This is a genomic window from Paenibacillus sp. sgz302115, from assembly GCF_056120445.1.
Map to the genome: position 1 here is coordinate 1018730 of NZ_JBVYOK010000001.1, position 14887 is coordinate 1033616.

Genomic DNA, 14887 nt, shown 5'->3' on the forward strand with positions numbered 1-14887 from the left:
TATTTTATTATTTATAAAAAGACGTTGTCAAGAGAGTCGATATGCGCATTAAAGTCAAGAGAATCAGTCAGGGAAGTAAATCTCTTCCTCTTCCCATTCAAAATCCTCTTCCTCACGCAAAATATTCAGTACCTGCCGTACCATATCCCCGGAAAATCCCCGCCGCATGAGGAAGGCTCCTGTCTTTCTCCGCTTGTCATTGACATCCCCGCGAATCAGGCTCCATTTCTTCCGCCCCGTCTGCAGAGCGCTCTCCAGCTCCTGCTCGGGAGTAATATTCTCCAGCGCCTCGGAAATCAGCGTCTTGTCGATTCCTTTTTCACGCAGCTCCTGGCGTATCCACAGCTTTCCCTTGCGCTGATTCGTTATCCGCTGTTCCGCCCACTGCTTGGCATATAAGGGATCATCGAGAAAACGTTCCTGCTGCAGCCGCTGCAGCACCTCGGCAATAATAGTCTCTCCTATTTCCTTCTCCCGTAAACGGCGGGCCATCTCCTGGGCTGTCCGCGGCTTGCGCTCCAGATAACGCAGTCCTTCCACATAAGCCCGCTGGCGTTCGTCGGCTACAACAATTTCCTCCAAATCGGCCTTCATAAAAGAACTGCCGGTAATCATCCGGTATTTAATCATGACATCCTCATGAACAGTCATGTTGTAAGCACCAAAATGAATGATATAGCGGTGGTCAGACTTCTTCTGACGTTCCACTCTTGTGATCTCAAGCAACTGGTCTGCCGGGAAGTCGGCCAGCGCCTGATCTTCCTGCTTTTCAGGCTCGGGGTTCAGTTGTATTACCATTGCTGTCTGTCACCTCATTGATACATAAATTTCCGTAAAGTTATTTTTTTTATGAAAAAACGCCCTGCTATGTTCATTCACAGGGCGCCTTCTAAAATTAAAAATCAAATATCAAATTATTCGATTTCAAGCAGCAGATTTTCTTCTTCCTCTTCCTCTGCCGCTATCTCGGCTTCAGTCGGTGCAGCCACAAGCGTTGACAAATTGCTTGCTTCACGGATCTTGTTCTCAATCTGCAGGGCAATCTCCGGATGTTCCTTCAGGAACTGCTTGGAGTTCTCCCGCCCTTGACCAAGACGCTCACCATCGAAGGAATACCAAGCGCCGCTCTTATTGACGATATCCATTTCCGTACCGATGTCAACAAGACTTCCTTCCTTGGAAATCCCTTCACCATACATAATATCAACATCCGCTTGCTTGAACGGAGGAGCTACCTTGTTCTTCACAATTTTGATCTTCGTACGGTTACCCACAACATCGTTGCCCATCTTGATGCTCTCTACCCGCCGTACATCCAAACGAACGGAAGAGTAGAACTTCAATGCCCGGCCGCCAGGCGTGGTTTCCGGGTTACCGAACATAACGCCGATTTTCTCGCGGAGCTGGTTGATGAAGATGGCAATTGTGTTGGACTTATTGATCGCCCCGGACAGCTTCCGCAAAGCCTGGGACATCAGTCGGGCCTGCAAACCTACATGGGAATCCCCCATGTCGCCTTCAATTTCCGCTTTCGGTACCAATGCTGCCACTGAGTCAACAACAATGATGTCTACCGCTCCACTGCGGACAAGCGCTTCGGCAATTTCCAGTGCCTGTTCACCGGTGTCTGGCTGGGACAGCAGCAGTTCATCAATGTTTACGCCGAGCGCATTTGCGTATTTAGGATCGAGCGCATGTTCGGCATCAATGAAGGCAGCTTGTCCGCCTACCTTCTGTACCTCAGCAATAGCATGCAGGGCAACGGTCGTCTTACCGGAAGACTCCGGTCCATATACTTCAATAATACGTCCTTTGGGAAGTCCGCCAATACCCAGTGCGATATCAAGTGCCAAAGATCCGCTAGGTACGACCTCCACTTTCATGTGATTGGATTCTCCCAATTTCATGATGGAGCCTTTACCAAATTGTTTTTCTATTTGACGAAGCGCCATATCAAGCGCAGCACGACGATCTGACAATCAGACCACTTCCTTCACTGTTTATAGTAATATAATAGCGTGTTTTGGAGGTCTTGCCAAGCTTTTTTTCGAACATACATTCGTTTTTTTTGTTTCCCCGGTTAATACTCCCTTTTATTGTAAGCCTCCTTCAAGATATGGAACTATAGCAGAATACCCGGCCACCGGAAAACTTGGAACGCCTTTCTGAAGGGCCCGCTGCGGGCGAAACTATATAGCAGACAAACAAAAAACCGCAGCAAAGATCTCTCAGTGCCACGGTTCTTCCGTATAGATGAATTATATACCGGACCGGAAGGTTATTGCAAGGCTGATCCCTCAAGCGGGGTTGCTACCTTACGCTCCTCCAGCCTGCGCCAGAGACGGTACAGCAGCGCCTTGACGGTCCGAAGGCGGATGTTTTCACGTGTTCCTTTGAGATTAAGCTCATATACCTCCGTAGGGCGGCCGCGTTCGGCCAGACCGACAAATACAAGACCTACAGGCTTGCGCTCCGAATACCCCGGACCGGCGACGCCGGTAACAGATAATCCAAAGTCACTGTCGGCTGTCATCCTCACCTGGTCCGCCAGCACTTCCGCCACCTCGCGGCTGACCGCGCCGGGAGCATTCGGGCCCTCCAGCAGTGCGGCAGGCACATTCAGCAGCTTTTTCTTCATATCATTGGAGTAGCAAACGATTCCCCCGGCAAACATAGCGGCACTGCCTGGTATATTCGTTATGCTCTCCATCAGCAGGCCGCCCGTACAGCTCTCCGCCGCACTTAAGGTCAGGCCTGCATCCGCCATCCAATCAACAATTAACTGCTCCAGCGGCACATCTATGTTGGCATACATATGCTCCGGCAGGATCTCCTGAATGGTCTTCTCCAGCACGTCCAGCTTCTGCATAGCCTCGCGTTCAGAAGGGGCTTTGGTGGAGATACGAACCGTCACCTCGCCCTCCTTCGCATAAGGCGCTATGGTTGGATCACTCTGGCCCCGGATCAAATCAATCAGCTTATCCTCAAGCAGCGATTCCCCGATGCCGGCGAATTTAAGCATCTTGGAGTAGATCGGCATTTCATTCGTCAGCGCATGCTGCAGCAGCCAAGGCTTGGCCTGCTCCGTGAACATGGGTTTCATTTCCCGGGGCGGCCCCGGAAGAACGATGTAATACTTACCCTCCTCCTCAAGAGCAAGACCAACAGCAAGGCCTGTTGAGTTCGAAAGCGGCGTTGTTCCTTCGATTATAAGTGCCTGCTTGCGGTTATTCTCGGTCATCACAATCTTCCGCTCGTCAAAAAAGCGTTGAACATGATCCATCGCAAGCTGGTCAATATGCAGTGAACAGCCTAGGGACACAGCCAGGGCATCTTTGGTCAGGTCATCCTCAGTCGGGCCAATTCCGCCGGTGAACAGAATAACATCCGCACGGCTGCGGGCAATTTCAATCGCCTGCTGAAGGCGGCTGCTGTTATCTCCGACAACGGTCTGAAAGTAAACATCAATTCCCAGCGCCGCCAGCTCTACAGATAGGAACTGGGCATTGCTATTAACAATCTGTCCGAGCAAAAGCTCTGTGCCAACGGCAATAATCTCTGCTTTCATAAACTTACTTTCTCCTCCTGGGTGTAGAGTAAACAAGGAATTCCGCTCTTTATGCTTAGGCGTTATGAAGCTCAAGCAATTCCTTATTCTTCACGAAATAATCAATTCCGGAGATAATAGTGATGACCGCCGCTGCCCAGATTGCAATATCGTCCACAGGAATGCTGACGAACTGAAACGGGAAATTATTGAGCAACAGAAGTGAAATCGCAACAATCTGCACCACTGTTTTTAACTTGCCCCATTTGCTGGCAGCAACCACTTTTCCTTCAAGCAACGCAACCTGCCGCAGTCCGGTTACCGCAAATTCACGGCTGATAATGACGATGGCGATCCAGGAATCGCATCTGCCCAGTTCCACCAGGGAGATCAGCACTGCGGAGACGAGCAGCTTGTCCGCAAGCGGATCGAGCAGCTTGCCAAGATTGGTGACCATGTTATATTTCCGGGCTATGTAACCGTCTATACCATCCGTACTGGCCGCAAGCAAAAAGATTACTGCTGCGATCAGATGGTTAAATGAAAGCTGAAAAGATCCCCAATGTATCGGTTCCGGATAAAAGCTGAAATTCACCAGCAAAAAGAACATCATAATCGGGATAAGACAAATACGAGCAAGCGTAATGCGGTTGGGCAAATTCAACAGAGGTTCCTCCCTTGATCCATACGAATCCGATATTCACGAAAACACCCCGCGGAAGAGAAGTGCATAAGCACTGCGGGGTACAAAAGCTTACTTTAAATTGTTAAACTGCAGGTCCAGCGGCAAATCGGCTTTCCGCAAAAGCTGGATAATTTGCTGCAAATCATCCCGGCTCTTGCCGGTTACGCGGATTTGATCACCTTGTATTTGGCTCTTCACCTTAAGCTTGGAATCGCGGATCAGAATGTTGATCTTTTTGGCATTTTCATGATCAATTCCTTGTTTGAGGCCGAGGCGCTGGCGTACAGTCCCAAGCGAAGCTGGCTCGATTTTGCCAAAATCCAGATTCTTCAGCGTAATGCCGCGTTTGACCATCTTCGACTGCAAAATATCAATGACCGCATTAAGCTTGTATTCGTCCTCTGAAGCAATAATAAGCGCATCCTTCTCCAGCTTCAAGCTGCTCTTGCTGTTCTTGAAATCAAAGCGGTTATCAATCTCTTTCTCTGTTTGGTGAACCGCATTCGTCAACTCCTGCATATCCATCTTGGATACGATATCAAATGAACTTTCCGAACTCATTACTCCACGTCCTTTGCTAACAATTATTCTGTTCCTATTATATGAGAAAGCAGCTCTCAAGTCTAATTATGAACTGCAACCGGTTATATCGTAAAACATATAAAGTCTTATCATTTCAAACAAAACAGCCCCACAATGTGGAGCCATTCTTGTTAAGCAGGCGGGCTATTGTCTGCTGCGCGCAGGAGCCCGGAACATATCCAGAATCCCAAGCAGAACATGCGCCAGTCCGAACCCCAAAATTCCATAACCCCAGGCGCCCGGTGTCATATAATACCCGAGGAGACTGACGATGATACCCAGCGCTGTTACGATCCAGCTAACGGTCATGAGCGAATGCACCCCGCTTTGGCGTAAGAACTTAAATCATTCATAGGTTCTCCAAAATGCCAAAGCCTATACTTCAAATGCATTATTGGGTAGTGACGTTCTCCTGGGTCGGTGCAGCATTGTCCTGTGTTCCTCCGTTGCCGCTGTCTTGTGTTCCTGTACCTTCATCCAGTTCAAGGAGGAGGCGGGAGGAGCTTTTGCCATCAGTGATAACTTGTCCATTAACTGTTATTTCCGTAGCAGGAGAATATCCGGATTTGATATACATCCCTGCACTGTCAAGGGTAAAGGTCAGATTGTCACCGGCTGCGGTATTGCCGAAGCTCAGCTTCTCGCCTTTGGAGTTTACGCCCTTGTAGACCTCAAGCCAGCTCACCCCGGTTGCGGCAATCTGAACCTGCACCGCGCTACCGGCAGGAGCAGTAACCTTAAACACCGTCGTTTTACCCGATTTCCGGTCCTGCGCAACCGTAACTCCTCCTTGTGCGGAAGGCGACGGAAGCGGCGTTGATGAAGGCGCAACGGTTGTCTCAGGAGTAGCTGTAGCAGCAGTGGTATCCGTCGATGCCGAAGCTGAAGGAATTGCCGCTCCGCCTCCTGCCGCCGTCGGCGATGGCTTCACTGCCGAAGGGTCCTGTGTCGCAGCGGTCAAGTTGGCTGTATCGGTTTTATTGGGATCTGACTTGTTCATATTCGAAGAGGCATACCAATAAATAACCACAATAATCAATACAGGAAAGGTCCACATCAGAAGCGTAGGCAGCCACTTCGCATTCCGTTCGGGTTCAGGCTTGCGGCTGCGCTTCTGAATAACTGTCTCCATTGTGGTATCTTCCGGAGGAGCAGCAGCAGGTACGCTGCCATGTTCCTCTATCAGCTCATCGGGATTGACACCGACCGCCTCTGCATAGGTTTTGATGAATGCCCGGACATAAAAACTTCCCGGGAGCACCTTATAATCCCCCGCTTCGATGGCTTCCAAATATTTTTTGCGAATTTTCGTTACTTCCTGGACATCATCAAGGCTCATCCCTTTCTGCAGACGCGCCTCCTTCAAATGCCGGCCCAGTTCCGACATACCATCACCTCCTAAAAGTTTTGTGAGCATAGCTGCTTGATTCACTTCGTACAAAACTCGCTTCGTAAGCATAAGCTAAGTTTTGTGAGCATTGCTTGTGTTTCTATAGATCATCACTGTAGCTCGTCGTAAACGAGTCGTACAATATCTCTTCGCTGGGTGAGTTACGCAGCTCGATAATGATATCAAAATCATCATAGGTGTAGCCGGATTCCCGCACAAAAATATCCGGGTGCTCGATCACCTTCGTGCTGGGCATGTTCATCACCTGCTGCAGCAGGTTGTAATGCTTCTCATTGGAGCGGATCGTGCTGACAATACCGTCAATGATGAACACATTATGCGGATTCATCTCATCCTCGGCAAGCTGGCTGCGAACCGTTTGCCGCAGCAGAGTCGAGGAGACAAAGGTCCAGCGTTTCATGGCGCAGACGCTGCCGGCAATAATGGACTCCGTCTTGCCGACACGGGGCATGCCGCGCAGGCCAATGACCTGATTTCCGTCTCTCTTAAAAAGCTCACCAAGGAAATCCACCAGCAGCCCAAGCTCATCCCGCGTAAAACGGAAGGTTTTGCGGTCATCCGAATCACGGTCAATATAACGGCCATGCCGGACGGCCAGCTTATCCACAAGCCGTGGCGAACGCAAGGCCGTAACCGTTATATTATCTACTTTTTTGAGCATCTCGCCCATCAGCATGATCTTCTCATCGTCGCTGGTTTCCAGCAGCATCCCACGGGTTTTGCCTTCTACCCCGTTAATGGTCAGGATATTGACCTCCAGCATTCCAAGCATTGAAGCGATATCACCAAGCAGACCGGGTCTGTTCTTATGTATCTTATACTCCATATACCATTGTTTATATTCCACGATTGCACCTCATAGATTCCTTTTCCCATACCTTTGCTATACGTCAAGAAGAAACGGTTATGCCGTCCAAAAGGACGGCATCCGCAAAGTGTTCTGAAACACGGGTCATGTTAATGATATATAAAATGAAATTGAAAGGCAAGTTCACCTCTGTAATAATTGCAGAAAAGCTCCCGCAGGGGGAGCTCACTGCCGCATACTATGCGTTTTTCTTCGCCAGCTTGACCATGAGTGAAGCAATGGTGTGCTTCTCGTCATCCGTGCCGACATCCCACAGCTCTTTGATCGCCCGGTTGGAATAGTTCCCCGGATCAACTTTTTTATCAAGGAATTCCCCGATTTCAAAAGCCAGCTTGGAGATGGTTTCTTCACTCATCCCCATTTTCTCAGCCTGAATGACCCGTTCGCCCAAGAAGCTTTTCCAGGTATCAAAGTTTTTCACTACGGAGTCTGTTGACATCTTAAATCCTCCTCAAAATGTTATGGATTACGTGAGATTTAAAAGCAACAGTTATAATATGTCTCGACCCGGACGTTCTTATGCTGGAGCATTTCTCCAAGCAGCACATGGTAAGCTTCAGGTAATCCATCCGCCGTTCGGACTGATGATCTGCCCGGTGATATAGCCGGATTCGGGGAGTGCGAGAAAATATACCAGCGAGGAAATCTCTCCAGGCGTAGCCAGACGTCCCGCCGGAATCTCCTCCTCCAGCATGCGCATTTCATCCTCCTGCAAATTGGCCAGCATCGCCGTATGAACCGCTCCCGGTGCTACGGCATTGACCGTAACCCCTGAAGGGGCCAATTCCTTGGCGAGCGCTTTGGTAAAAGCATTCACACCGCCTTTGCTGGCAGAATAGGCCACTTCGCAGGAAGCGCCGGAGATGCCCCAGACGGAAGAGACATTGATGATCCGCCCGTAGCGCTGGGAGATCATATAGGGCATGAAAATCTGGCTGCACATAAAGGTACCCTTCAGATTGACTGCCATGATGTCATCCCATTCCTCCTCCGTAACATCGGCAAGCATGCCGTAATGCGCCTTTCCGGCATTATTCACCAGAATATCCGGCTGCATGCCGCTGCTCTCAAGTCTTTCCGCCATACGCTCAAGCTGGCTGCGGTCTTTCATATCCGCCGCCACCGTCATTACCTTAGCCCCAAGCGCCATACAGCGCCGGGCTACATCATTCGCCGCTTCGTGCGAGTTCATATAATGAATCACAATGTTCATTCCTACGGAAGCAAAACGCTCGGCAATCGCACCGCCGATCCCCCCGCTGCCTCCGGTAATAAGCACTGTCATTTCCCCGATTGGCTTACTGTTCTCTCCCGAAAGCGCCATTAAGGACTCACCACAAGCGACACGGCCAGTTGTTCCCAGTCCACATGCGCGCGCAGGCGGGCATTGACTTCTTCAAGAGTGATCGCTTCGTACAGCGGGAGCACTTCGAACAGATCTCCGCCACGGAACTGGTACCGTGTAAATTCATGGGCAATACTCTCCGGGGAGTTCAGCATGCGCAGGTAGCCGCCGATTTTCTTTTTGCGGGCACGCTCAAAATCCTTCTCAGCAAAACCCGATTCAAGCACAAGATTAATCTCTTCCTTGATCCGCTTGAGCAGCAGGTCCGGGTCCTTGGTATCCCCGCCGATGGCCGAAAATGCATATTGCGGTGAGCTGTTGAACTCATGCCCAAAGCTGTCGGAGATGAGTTCCTCGTCATAGAGCTTCTGGTACAGCGACGTACTGCTTCCCAGCAGCAAATCAAGCATCAGCTTGGTCGTCAGATCGCGGCGTACTGCTGCTTCTCCGGTGAGGCCCTCCGCCTTCTCCTTAAATCCGAAGAGGAGCTTCGGCATCGACACAGCCAGCTTGGTTTCCTTCACTTTGGTAGCCACTTGAACCGGCTCTTCCTCAAAGATGCGTTCGATCTCACCCTGCTTGCCGTAGGATTTGGCGTTCTGATTGCTGCGTACCAGCTCGAATACCTTTTCCGGCTCTACGCCGCCAACCACAAACAACAGCATATTGCTGGGATGGTAAAAGGAATTGTAGCAGGTGTACAATGTTTCTTTGGTGATTGTTGCAATGGACTTGATGGTTCCGGCAATATCGATATGAACCGGATGTTTGGCGTACATCGCTTCGATCAAGCCGAAGTACACGCGCCAATCCGGATTATCCGCATACATATTGATTTCCTGGCCGATAATCCCCTTTTCCTTTTCCACATTCTCATCGGTGAAATAAGGCCGCTGCACAAAATCCACAAGCGTACTCAGATTGGTCTCGATGTTCTCCGTAGCAGAGAAGAGGTAAACGGTCTGATCAAAGCTGGTAAAAGCATTCGCTGAAGCCCCATTAGAGGCAAAAGTGGCAAAAATATCGCCTTCCGGCTCCTCGAACATTTTATGCTCCAGAAAGTGGGCTATGCCATCAGGCACTGTCGTTTCTTCGCCGCCCGCAACCTTGAAGTGATTGTCCACAGAGCCGTATTTGGTGGCAAAGGTCGCATAGGTTTTGAGAAAAGCCGGTTTCGGCAGCACATACACCTGCAGACCGTTATCCATAACCTCGTGATAAAGTGTCTCTTGAAGCTTCTCGTAATGGATCTTTTCCACCGCTATTCCTCCTTCCCTGTCAGGAAATAAATCGTATCCAGCTCGAATGTGCCTGCCGCAGCCTTCACATCCTCCGCTCCCATGCCATCCACCTGAGTCAGCAGCTCCTGTGCAGAGCGGTCTTTTCCGGACAATTGGCGGTTGAAATCAAAGGAAATCATTTCAAAAGCGGAATCCTGGATTTCGGAAAGCAGATTGCGGATCATGGCTTTGGTCTGGCTAAGCTCCAGATCACTGATATTGCCGGCCTTCAGCTCGTCAAGCTGTTTGCGGATAATATCCACCGCTTTGCCGTAATTCTGCGTTTCAATCCCCGATTGGATCGTGCCAATGCCTTTATGTCCGTCATAACGCGAAGAAGCGTAATAAGCCAGACTCTCCTTCTCGCGCACATTGACAAACAGCTTGGAGTGCGGATAGCCGCCCAGAATGCCGTTATACATCAGCGCAGAGGCATACCGGTCGTCCTTGTAAGTGATTGAAGTGCGCAACCCCATATTAAGCTTGCCCTGGTTCACATCAAGCTTCTCTTCGACCGTCCGGACTTCAGTAACTGTTACCGGTGTAAAGTCTGCGGAATAGGTGGCAGTTTCGGTATGAGCACGGCCAAAATGGCGGACCACCAGCTTCTCCACTTCCTCCGGCGTTGTGTCACCGACCACATACAAATCCAATATAGCTCCGTTCAGCCATGAATTATAGGACTTATACAGCGATTCCGGCGTAATGCCGTCAAGATCAGCTCTTTGGCCGAGCGGATGCAGACGGTAAGGCTCCTTGCGGCACATTTCCTCGATGCAGCGCTCCGCTGCATAGCGGATTTTATCATTAACGATTGAATCCAGCTTCTTGCGCACCGTCTCGCGTTCTGTAGCTACATAGGAAGCGCGAAAGCTTCCATCCTCCAGCAGCGGCCGGGTTAATACCTCTCCGAGAAAAGCAAAGGATTCACCAAGAAGGCTCTCCTTGCTCTGCACGAAGGAATCATTGATCGTATCCATGCGGAATTGAACAATCTGGTAATCGCCTCTTTTGTAAATGTCAAAGCCGAATCCGGCACCGTACAGCTCCTCCAGCCGTTCACGGAACTGGGTTGTCTCCGGGTAAGCCGATGTGCCTCTTCGCAGCACGAAGGGAACCAGAGCCGTGGGAGTAACCGTGCTCTCATCGAGAGGAACGCCGGCATAAAGTGAGATGGCGAATGTCTTGAACGCCTTTGTCGGCAAGACATGAATACGCATGCCTGCAGCGCTGCCATGTTGAAATCCATTATTTGTCAAGTCCAAAACTCCTTTACGGCGTGGATAACTGCAATATAAGCTGATCTTAAGAAAGAGGACAAGCCGAATTCTTAAGTTCGCTCTCTATACAACAAGTTTATGAAGTATTATCCATTCTAAACCATTCCAAAGTAAGGAAGCAACCGGAAGGAACATACCGGTTGCTCTATGGCCTACGTATTCATGGTTACATGCAGAAAATATGCTGTCCAATCGTCTTCACTTGCGGACGGGTCCAGATCCATTTCGAGGTGGCCGTCTTCGGATTAAAGTAATAGATGCAGCCGCCGGAAGGGTCCCAGCCATTTAGTGCAAGCTGCACAGCCTTGCGGGCCTGTTCGTTAGGCTCCAGATAAATCTGGCCGTCAGCTACCGCCGTGAAGGCGCCTGGCTGAAAAATCACACCGGAAGGCGTATTTGGAAAGTTGGGCGATTTGACGCGGTTCAGAATTACGGCAGCAACGGCGACCTGACCTTCGAAGGGTTCCCCCCGCGATTCTCCGTACACCGCGTTCGCCATAATCTTCAGATCATTTTCAGACAGCCCCATAGTGTTGCCGGAGCTCAGCTCCGCTGTGTTCGAGGTACCTGCATTAGCATTGTTACCGCCTGTATTATTTGCCGTTTCGGTGGGCGGCTCTGTCGGCCGCCAGGCTTTTGTGGCATTATACAGCTTGAGCTTTGTTTTAGCGCCTACAACGCCATCTGCCGGCATGCCAAATTTCCACTGGAACCAGGTTACCGCATTTTTGGTCTTGCTTCCAAATTCACTGTCTATGGCTCCTGCATAAAATCCGAGATACTTCAGCCTTCCCTGCAGCTCATAAACATCCTTTCCGGAAGAACCCAACTGAAGCGGAGTTGTTCCGAAAGCGGGCAAAACCTGCCCCTCCGGTACAGTATTTTCCTTCATACCAGACGCGTTATTTAGCTGATTTGCGTAGACTACGCCATGTTCCTTAACGAACGTGCCTGCAAACGGCGCTGCCGCCAGCGTAAGGGTTAGCGCGGCAATTACCCACTGCTTATGCTTTTTCATAAGGGATCGCTCTACCTTTCTCTTGTAAGTTCTGCATGGATGGATAAAGTTATTATGACGACTGGCAGGACATCCTATGCATTACTTGTCTGGAATGACGAGATCTAAGGCGCTCTACCCTTGCACCGCAACAAAAAAGCACCCTTTCCGCTTGGGAAAGAGGTGCTCGGTAAAGACAATCCATAACTATTATGAACTGATCCGGTTATGCTGGAATTGCTCCAGGGACATCAGCACCTCACGCGGCTTGCTGCCCTCGTACGGCCCGATGACCCCCCGGGCCTCCATCGAGTCAATGAGTCTGGCCGCGCGCGTGTATCCGACACGCATGCGCCGCTGAAGCAGCGATACGGAGGCCTGCTTCGCTTCCAGCACAATCTGTACCGCCTGATCATACAACTCATCCTGGGGCTCCTCATCCCCCGTCACTGTCTCATCCACTTCAGGCACGATGGATTCATCGTAATTAGCTTCGCCCTGGCTGCTGACATACTGCACAATGGTTTCGACTTCCTGATCGCTCATAAAAGCGCCCTGCACACGTGTAGGCTTGGAGGCGCCCATCGGCAGGAACAGCATGTCCCCACGTCCAAGCAGCTTCTCTGCGCCAGGCATGTCCAGAATGGTCCGTGAATCCACATTCGAAGATACGCCGAAGGCGATGCGTGAAGGAATATTGGCTTTGATTAGCCCGGTAATAACATCGACAGAAGGACGCTGGGTGGCAATAATCAAGTGAATTCCCGCTGCACGCGCCATCTGTGCAAGCCGGCAGATTGCATCCTCAACATCGTTCGCCGCAACCATCATCAGGTCGGCAAGCTCGTCCACGATAACAACAATATATGGCAGCACCGCCGCCGGATTATCCTTCATGAGATTGTTGTAGCCTTCCACATTGCGAGTGCCTGAATTGGAGAACAGCTCATATCTTTTCTCCATTTCCACCACAATCTTCTTCAAGGCGAGACTCGCACGTTTGGGGTCGGTGACCACCGGTGCAAGCAGATGGGGAATCCCGTTGTACACATTAAGCTCGACCATCTTGGGATCGACCATCAGAAATTTAACCTCATTCGGCTTGGCCTTGTATAAAATACTGGTAATAATGCCGTTGATGCATACCGACTTCCCGGAGCCTGTTGCTCCTGCAACCAGGAGATGGGGCATCTTGGCCAAATTACCCACAATGGTCTGGCCGGAAATATCACGCCCGAAGGCGATCGACAGCCTGGATTCGGCATCCTGGAAAACCTGCGTCTCCATAACCTCGCGCATCGTTACAATAGAGACCTCGGGATTCGGCACCTCAATCCCGATGGCCGACTTGCCCGGGATCGGCGCTTCCATACGGATATCCTTGGCTGCAAGCGCAAGCGCAATATCATCGGTCAAATTAACGATCCGGCTGACCTTCACCCCAATATCAGGCTGAATTTCATACCGGGTAACCGCCGGTCCTCTTACGACCTCAAGCACCTTGGCCCTTACTCCAAAGCTTTCCAGCGTTGCTTCCAGCTTACGTGCTGTCTGCATGTAATCATTCTGGTCACCGGCTTTGCCTCCGTTGTTAGGCTTCGCCAGAAGGCGGAAAGGAGGCAGCTTGTAGGGCTTAGGCGGCGGAGGAAGCGGCGGAGCGGGAACTTCTTCCCCTTCTGCAGCCGAATCCAGCAGTCCATCCAATTGAACCGTAACCTGCTCCTCCGGCAATTCGTCATCCACAGGCTGAGCATTTGGAGGGCTGCTAACGGGATCAGCGGCTCTGATGCCTCCGCTCCGCGCAGCAGGCGAGAACTCACCCCACTCTTCACGGTCCTCCGCATTCAGTCCTTCCGAGCGGATATGCTCGAAGAAATCGCGGATAATGGGGGATACAGGCTCTGCATCATCACCGAAATAATCATCATCATCGTCAAGCTGGGACAGGTCATCATTACGAATCCCCGAGATAATTGGAATCGAAGGTGCACCTGCCGCCACAACATCAGAATCCGTCTGATCCTCCGGTTCGGTCTCGGCTGCAGGCTGGCCGGTCCGTGGAGCTCCGCTGAACCAGCCCCCGATTCTCTGCAAGAACTGCGGCTGGCTCCGGCGCGGCAGCTGCTCATCATCCTCTTCATCCTCATCGTCATCCTGCACAGGCTGCGGAGCAGGCGCCCGGCTTGCTCTAGCAGCTCTGGAGGTCACCGGCACCGCGGCAGGCCGGTTGGCAGCTCTCCGCCGGATGCCCTCCACCAGCTTCACCGCCCGGCTCCGCAGCAGGGCGAACAGCTCAACATAAGAGAGGTTCGTAATCAGCATGAAGCTGATCGCCAGCATGACAATCATCAGGAGCTTGGCTCCAAGACTGCCGAACAGCCACAGCAATACCGCATACTCCAATGCTCCGAGATATCCTCCGCTGATATCCTTGCCCAGCATGTACACATTGCTGTCGCTGGAGCCTGGCGAGAGCGCACCCGACAGGTCGTTATGTATTTGCGCAAGCACATTGCCTGGATGCAGCATCGACAATGGCCCCAGCTTCTGCTCCATTGCCGATATCGTGCTCATCAGGCACATGGACAGCACTAGCAGCAGCACGCCGGAATGGCGGCTGTTCCAGGAGGAAGGCCACCTTCTGTGAATCATCACCATCAAGCCGTAAAATATGCCGGTCAGCGGCAGCACAAAATAAAATCTCCCGAGTAAATACCCAGCCATGCTGGAAAGGGAGCGCCCTACCGCCGCCTCACCGGATAAAGCAATGACGGATAATGTAATAAGCATAATCCCGTAGATTTCATATTTTAAAACGCTGCCGAGCAGCGCTTTTTTCTTCTTCTTTCTTCTTCGTTTAGCCACACCAGCCACCCCCGGAACACTATTATA

Annotated in this window: 14 protein-coding genes; all 14 read right to left on the bottom strand. The window is 51.1% G+C overall.

The window, feature by feature from the left end:
* Window positions 1-63: 63 nt before the first annotated feature.
* The 14 genes from AC0LWN_RS04595 to AC0LWN_RS04660 all read right to left on the bottom strand — a co-directional run bounded on the left by AC0LWN_RS04595 (window position 64) and on the right by AC0LWN_RS04660 (window position 14860).
* Window positions 64-798 carry a regulatory protein RecX gene (locus tag AC0LWN_RS04595; protein WP_474663409.1) on the bottom strand — a complete coding sequence of 245 codons (735 nt, stop codon included), beginning with the start codon at window positions 796-798 and terminating at the stop codon, window positions 64-66.
* Window positions 799-914: 116 nt separating this feature from the next.
* Complete coding sequence (gene recA, locus AC0LWN_RS04600) at window positions 915-1979, bottom strand: recombinase RecA (protein ID WP_458962578.1); 1065 nt, start codon at window positions 1977-1979, stop codon at window positions 915-917.
* A 299-nt stretch (window positions 1980-2278) separates the two neighbouring features.
* Entirely contained in the window at window positions 2279-3568 is a 1290-nt protein-coding gene (locus AC0LWN_RS04605) for a competence/damage-inducible protein A (protein WP_474663410.1), read from the bottom strand.
* 55 nt (window positions 3569-3623) lie between these two features.
* On the bottom strand, window positions 3624-4211 hold the full coding sequence (gene pgsA, locus AC0LWN_RS04610; RefSeq protein WP_458962580.1) for a CDP-diacylglycerol--glycerol-3-phosphate 3-phosphatidyltransferase: 588 nt from the start codon (window positions 4209-4211) through the stop codon (window positions 3624-3626).
* 90 nt (window positions 4212-4301) lie between these two features.
* Window positions 4302-4793 (bottom strand): YajQ family cyclic di-GMP-binding protein, encoded by a 492-nt coding sequence (locus tag AC0LWN_RS04615; RefSeq protein WP_458962581.1) that lies wholly within the window; start codon window positions 4791-4793, stop codon window positions 4302-4304.
* Between the two features lie 165 nt (window positions 4794-4958).
* Window positions 4959-5123, bottom strand: a complete 165-nt coding sequence (locus AC0LWN_RS04620; protein ID WP_474663411.1) for a hypothetical protein — start codon at window positions 5121-5123, stop codon at window positions 4959-4961.
* A gap of 82 nt (window positions 5124-5205) precedes the next feature.
* A complete protein-coding gene (locus tag AC0LWN_RS04625; protein WP_474663412.1) occupies window positions 5206-6201 on the bottom strand; it encodes a RodZ domain-containing protein in 996 nt (331 codons plus the stop codon).
* A 103-nt stretch (window positions 6202-6304) separates the two neighbouring features.
* On the bottom strand, window positions 6305-7072 hold the full coding sequence (locus tag AC0LWN_RS04630) for a DUF3388 domain-containing protein (protein WP_474663413.1): 768 nt from the start codon (window positions 7070-7072) through the stop codon (window positions 6305-6307).
* Between the two features lie 199 nt (window positions 7073-7271).
* Window positions 7272-7532, bottom strand: coding sequence for a DUF3243 domain-containing protein (locus AC0LWN_RS04635; protein ID WP_019910483.1), 261 nt, complete (start codon window positions 7530-7532; stop codon window positions 7272-7274).
* Window positions 7533-7649: 117 nt separating this feature from the next.
* On the bottom strand, window positions 7650-8417 hold the full coding sequence (gene ymfI / locus AC0LWN_RS04640) for an elongation factor P 5-aminopentanone reductase (protein ID WP_458962584.1): 768 nt from the start codon (window positions 8415-8417) through the stop codon (window positions 7650-7652).
* Window positions 8417-9697 (bottom strand): EF-P 5-aminopentanol modification-associated protein YfmH, encoded by a 1281-nt coding sequence (gene yfmH / locus AC0LWN_RS04645; RefSeq protein WP_474663414.1) that lies wholly within the window; start codon window positions 9695-9697, stop codon window positions 8417-8419. Before yfmH ends, ymfI begins: the two co-directional genes overlap by 1 nt.
* A gap of 2 nt (window positions 9698-9699) precedes the next feature.
* Window positions 9700-10938, bottom strand: a complete 1239-nt coding sequence (gene yfmF, locus AC0LWN_RS04650; protein ID WP_474663589.1) for an EF-P 5-aminopentanol modification-associated protein YfmF — start codon at window positions 10936-10938, stop codon at window positions 9700-9702.
* A 226-nt stretch (window positions 10939-11164) separates the two neighbouring features.
* Window positions 11165-12016, bottom strand: coding sequence for a spore cortex-lytic enzyme (sleB, locus tag AC0LWN_RS04655; protein WP_474663415.1), 852 nt, complete (start codon window positions 12014-12016; stop codon window positions 11165-11167).
* 189 nt (window positions 12017-12205) lie between these two features.
* Window positions 12206-14860 carry an FtsK/SpoIIIE family DNA translocase gene (locus tag AC0LWN_RS04660; RefSeq protein ID WP_474663416.1) on the bottom strand — a complete coding sequence of 885 codons (2655 nt, stop codon included), beginning with the start codon at window positions 14858-14860 and terminating at the stop codon, window positions 12206-12208.
* Window positions 14861-14887 lie beyond the last annotated feature (27 nt).

Excerpts from the sequence above, each read along its gene's own strand:
- AC0LWN_RS04595 (WP_474663409.1), bottom strand. The coding sequence starts at position 798 with ATGGTAATACAACTGAACCCCGAGCCTGAAAAGCAGGAAGATCAGGCG.
- AC0LWN_RS04605 (WP_474663410.1), bottom strand. The coding sequence starts at position 3,568 with ATGAAAGCAGAGATTATTGCCGTTGGCACAGAGCTTTTGCTCGGACAG.
- AC0LWN_RS04615 (WP_458962581.1), bottom strand. The coding sequence starts at position 4,793 with ATGAGTTCGGAAAGTTCATTTGATATCGTATCCAAGATGGATATGCAG.
- AC0LWN_RS04620 (WP_474663411.1), bottom strand. The coding sequence starts at position 5,123 with ATGACCGTTAGCTGGATCGTAACAGCGCTGGGTATCATCGTCAGTCTC.
- AC0LWN_RS04625 (WP_474663412.1), bottom strand. The coding sequence starts at position 6,201 with ATGTCGGAACTGGGCCGGCATTTGAAGGAGGCGCGTCTGCAGAAAGGG.
- AC0LWN_RS04635 (WP_019910483.1), bottom strand. The coding sequence starts at position 7,532 with ATGTCAACAGACTCCGTAGTGAAAAACTTTGATACCTGGAAAAGCTTC.
- ymfI (WP_458962584.1), bottom strand. The coding sequence starts at position 8,417 with ATGGCGCTTTCGGGAGAGAACAGTAAGCCAATCGGGGAAATGACAGTG.
- yfmF (WP_474663589.1), bottom strand. The coding sequence starts at position 10,938 with ATGCGTATTCATGTCTTGCCGACAAAGGCGTTCAAGACATTCGCCATC.
- sleB (WP_474663415.1), bottom strand. The coding sequence starts at position 12,016 with ATGAAAAAGCATAAGCAGTGGGTAATTGCCGCGCTAACCCTTACGCTG.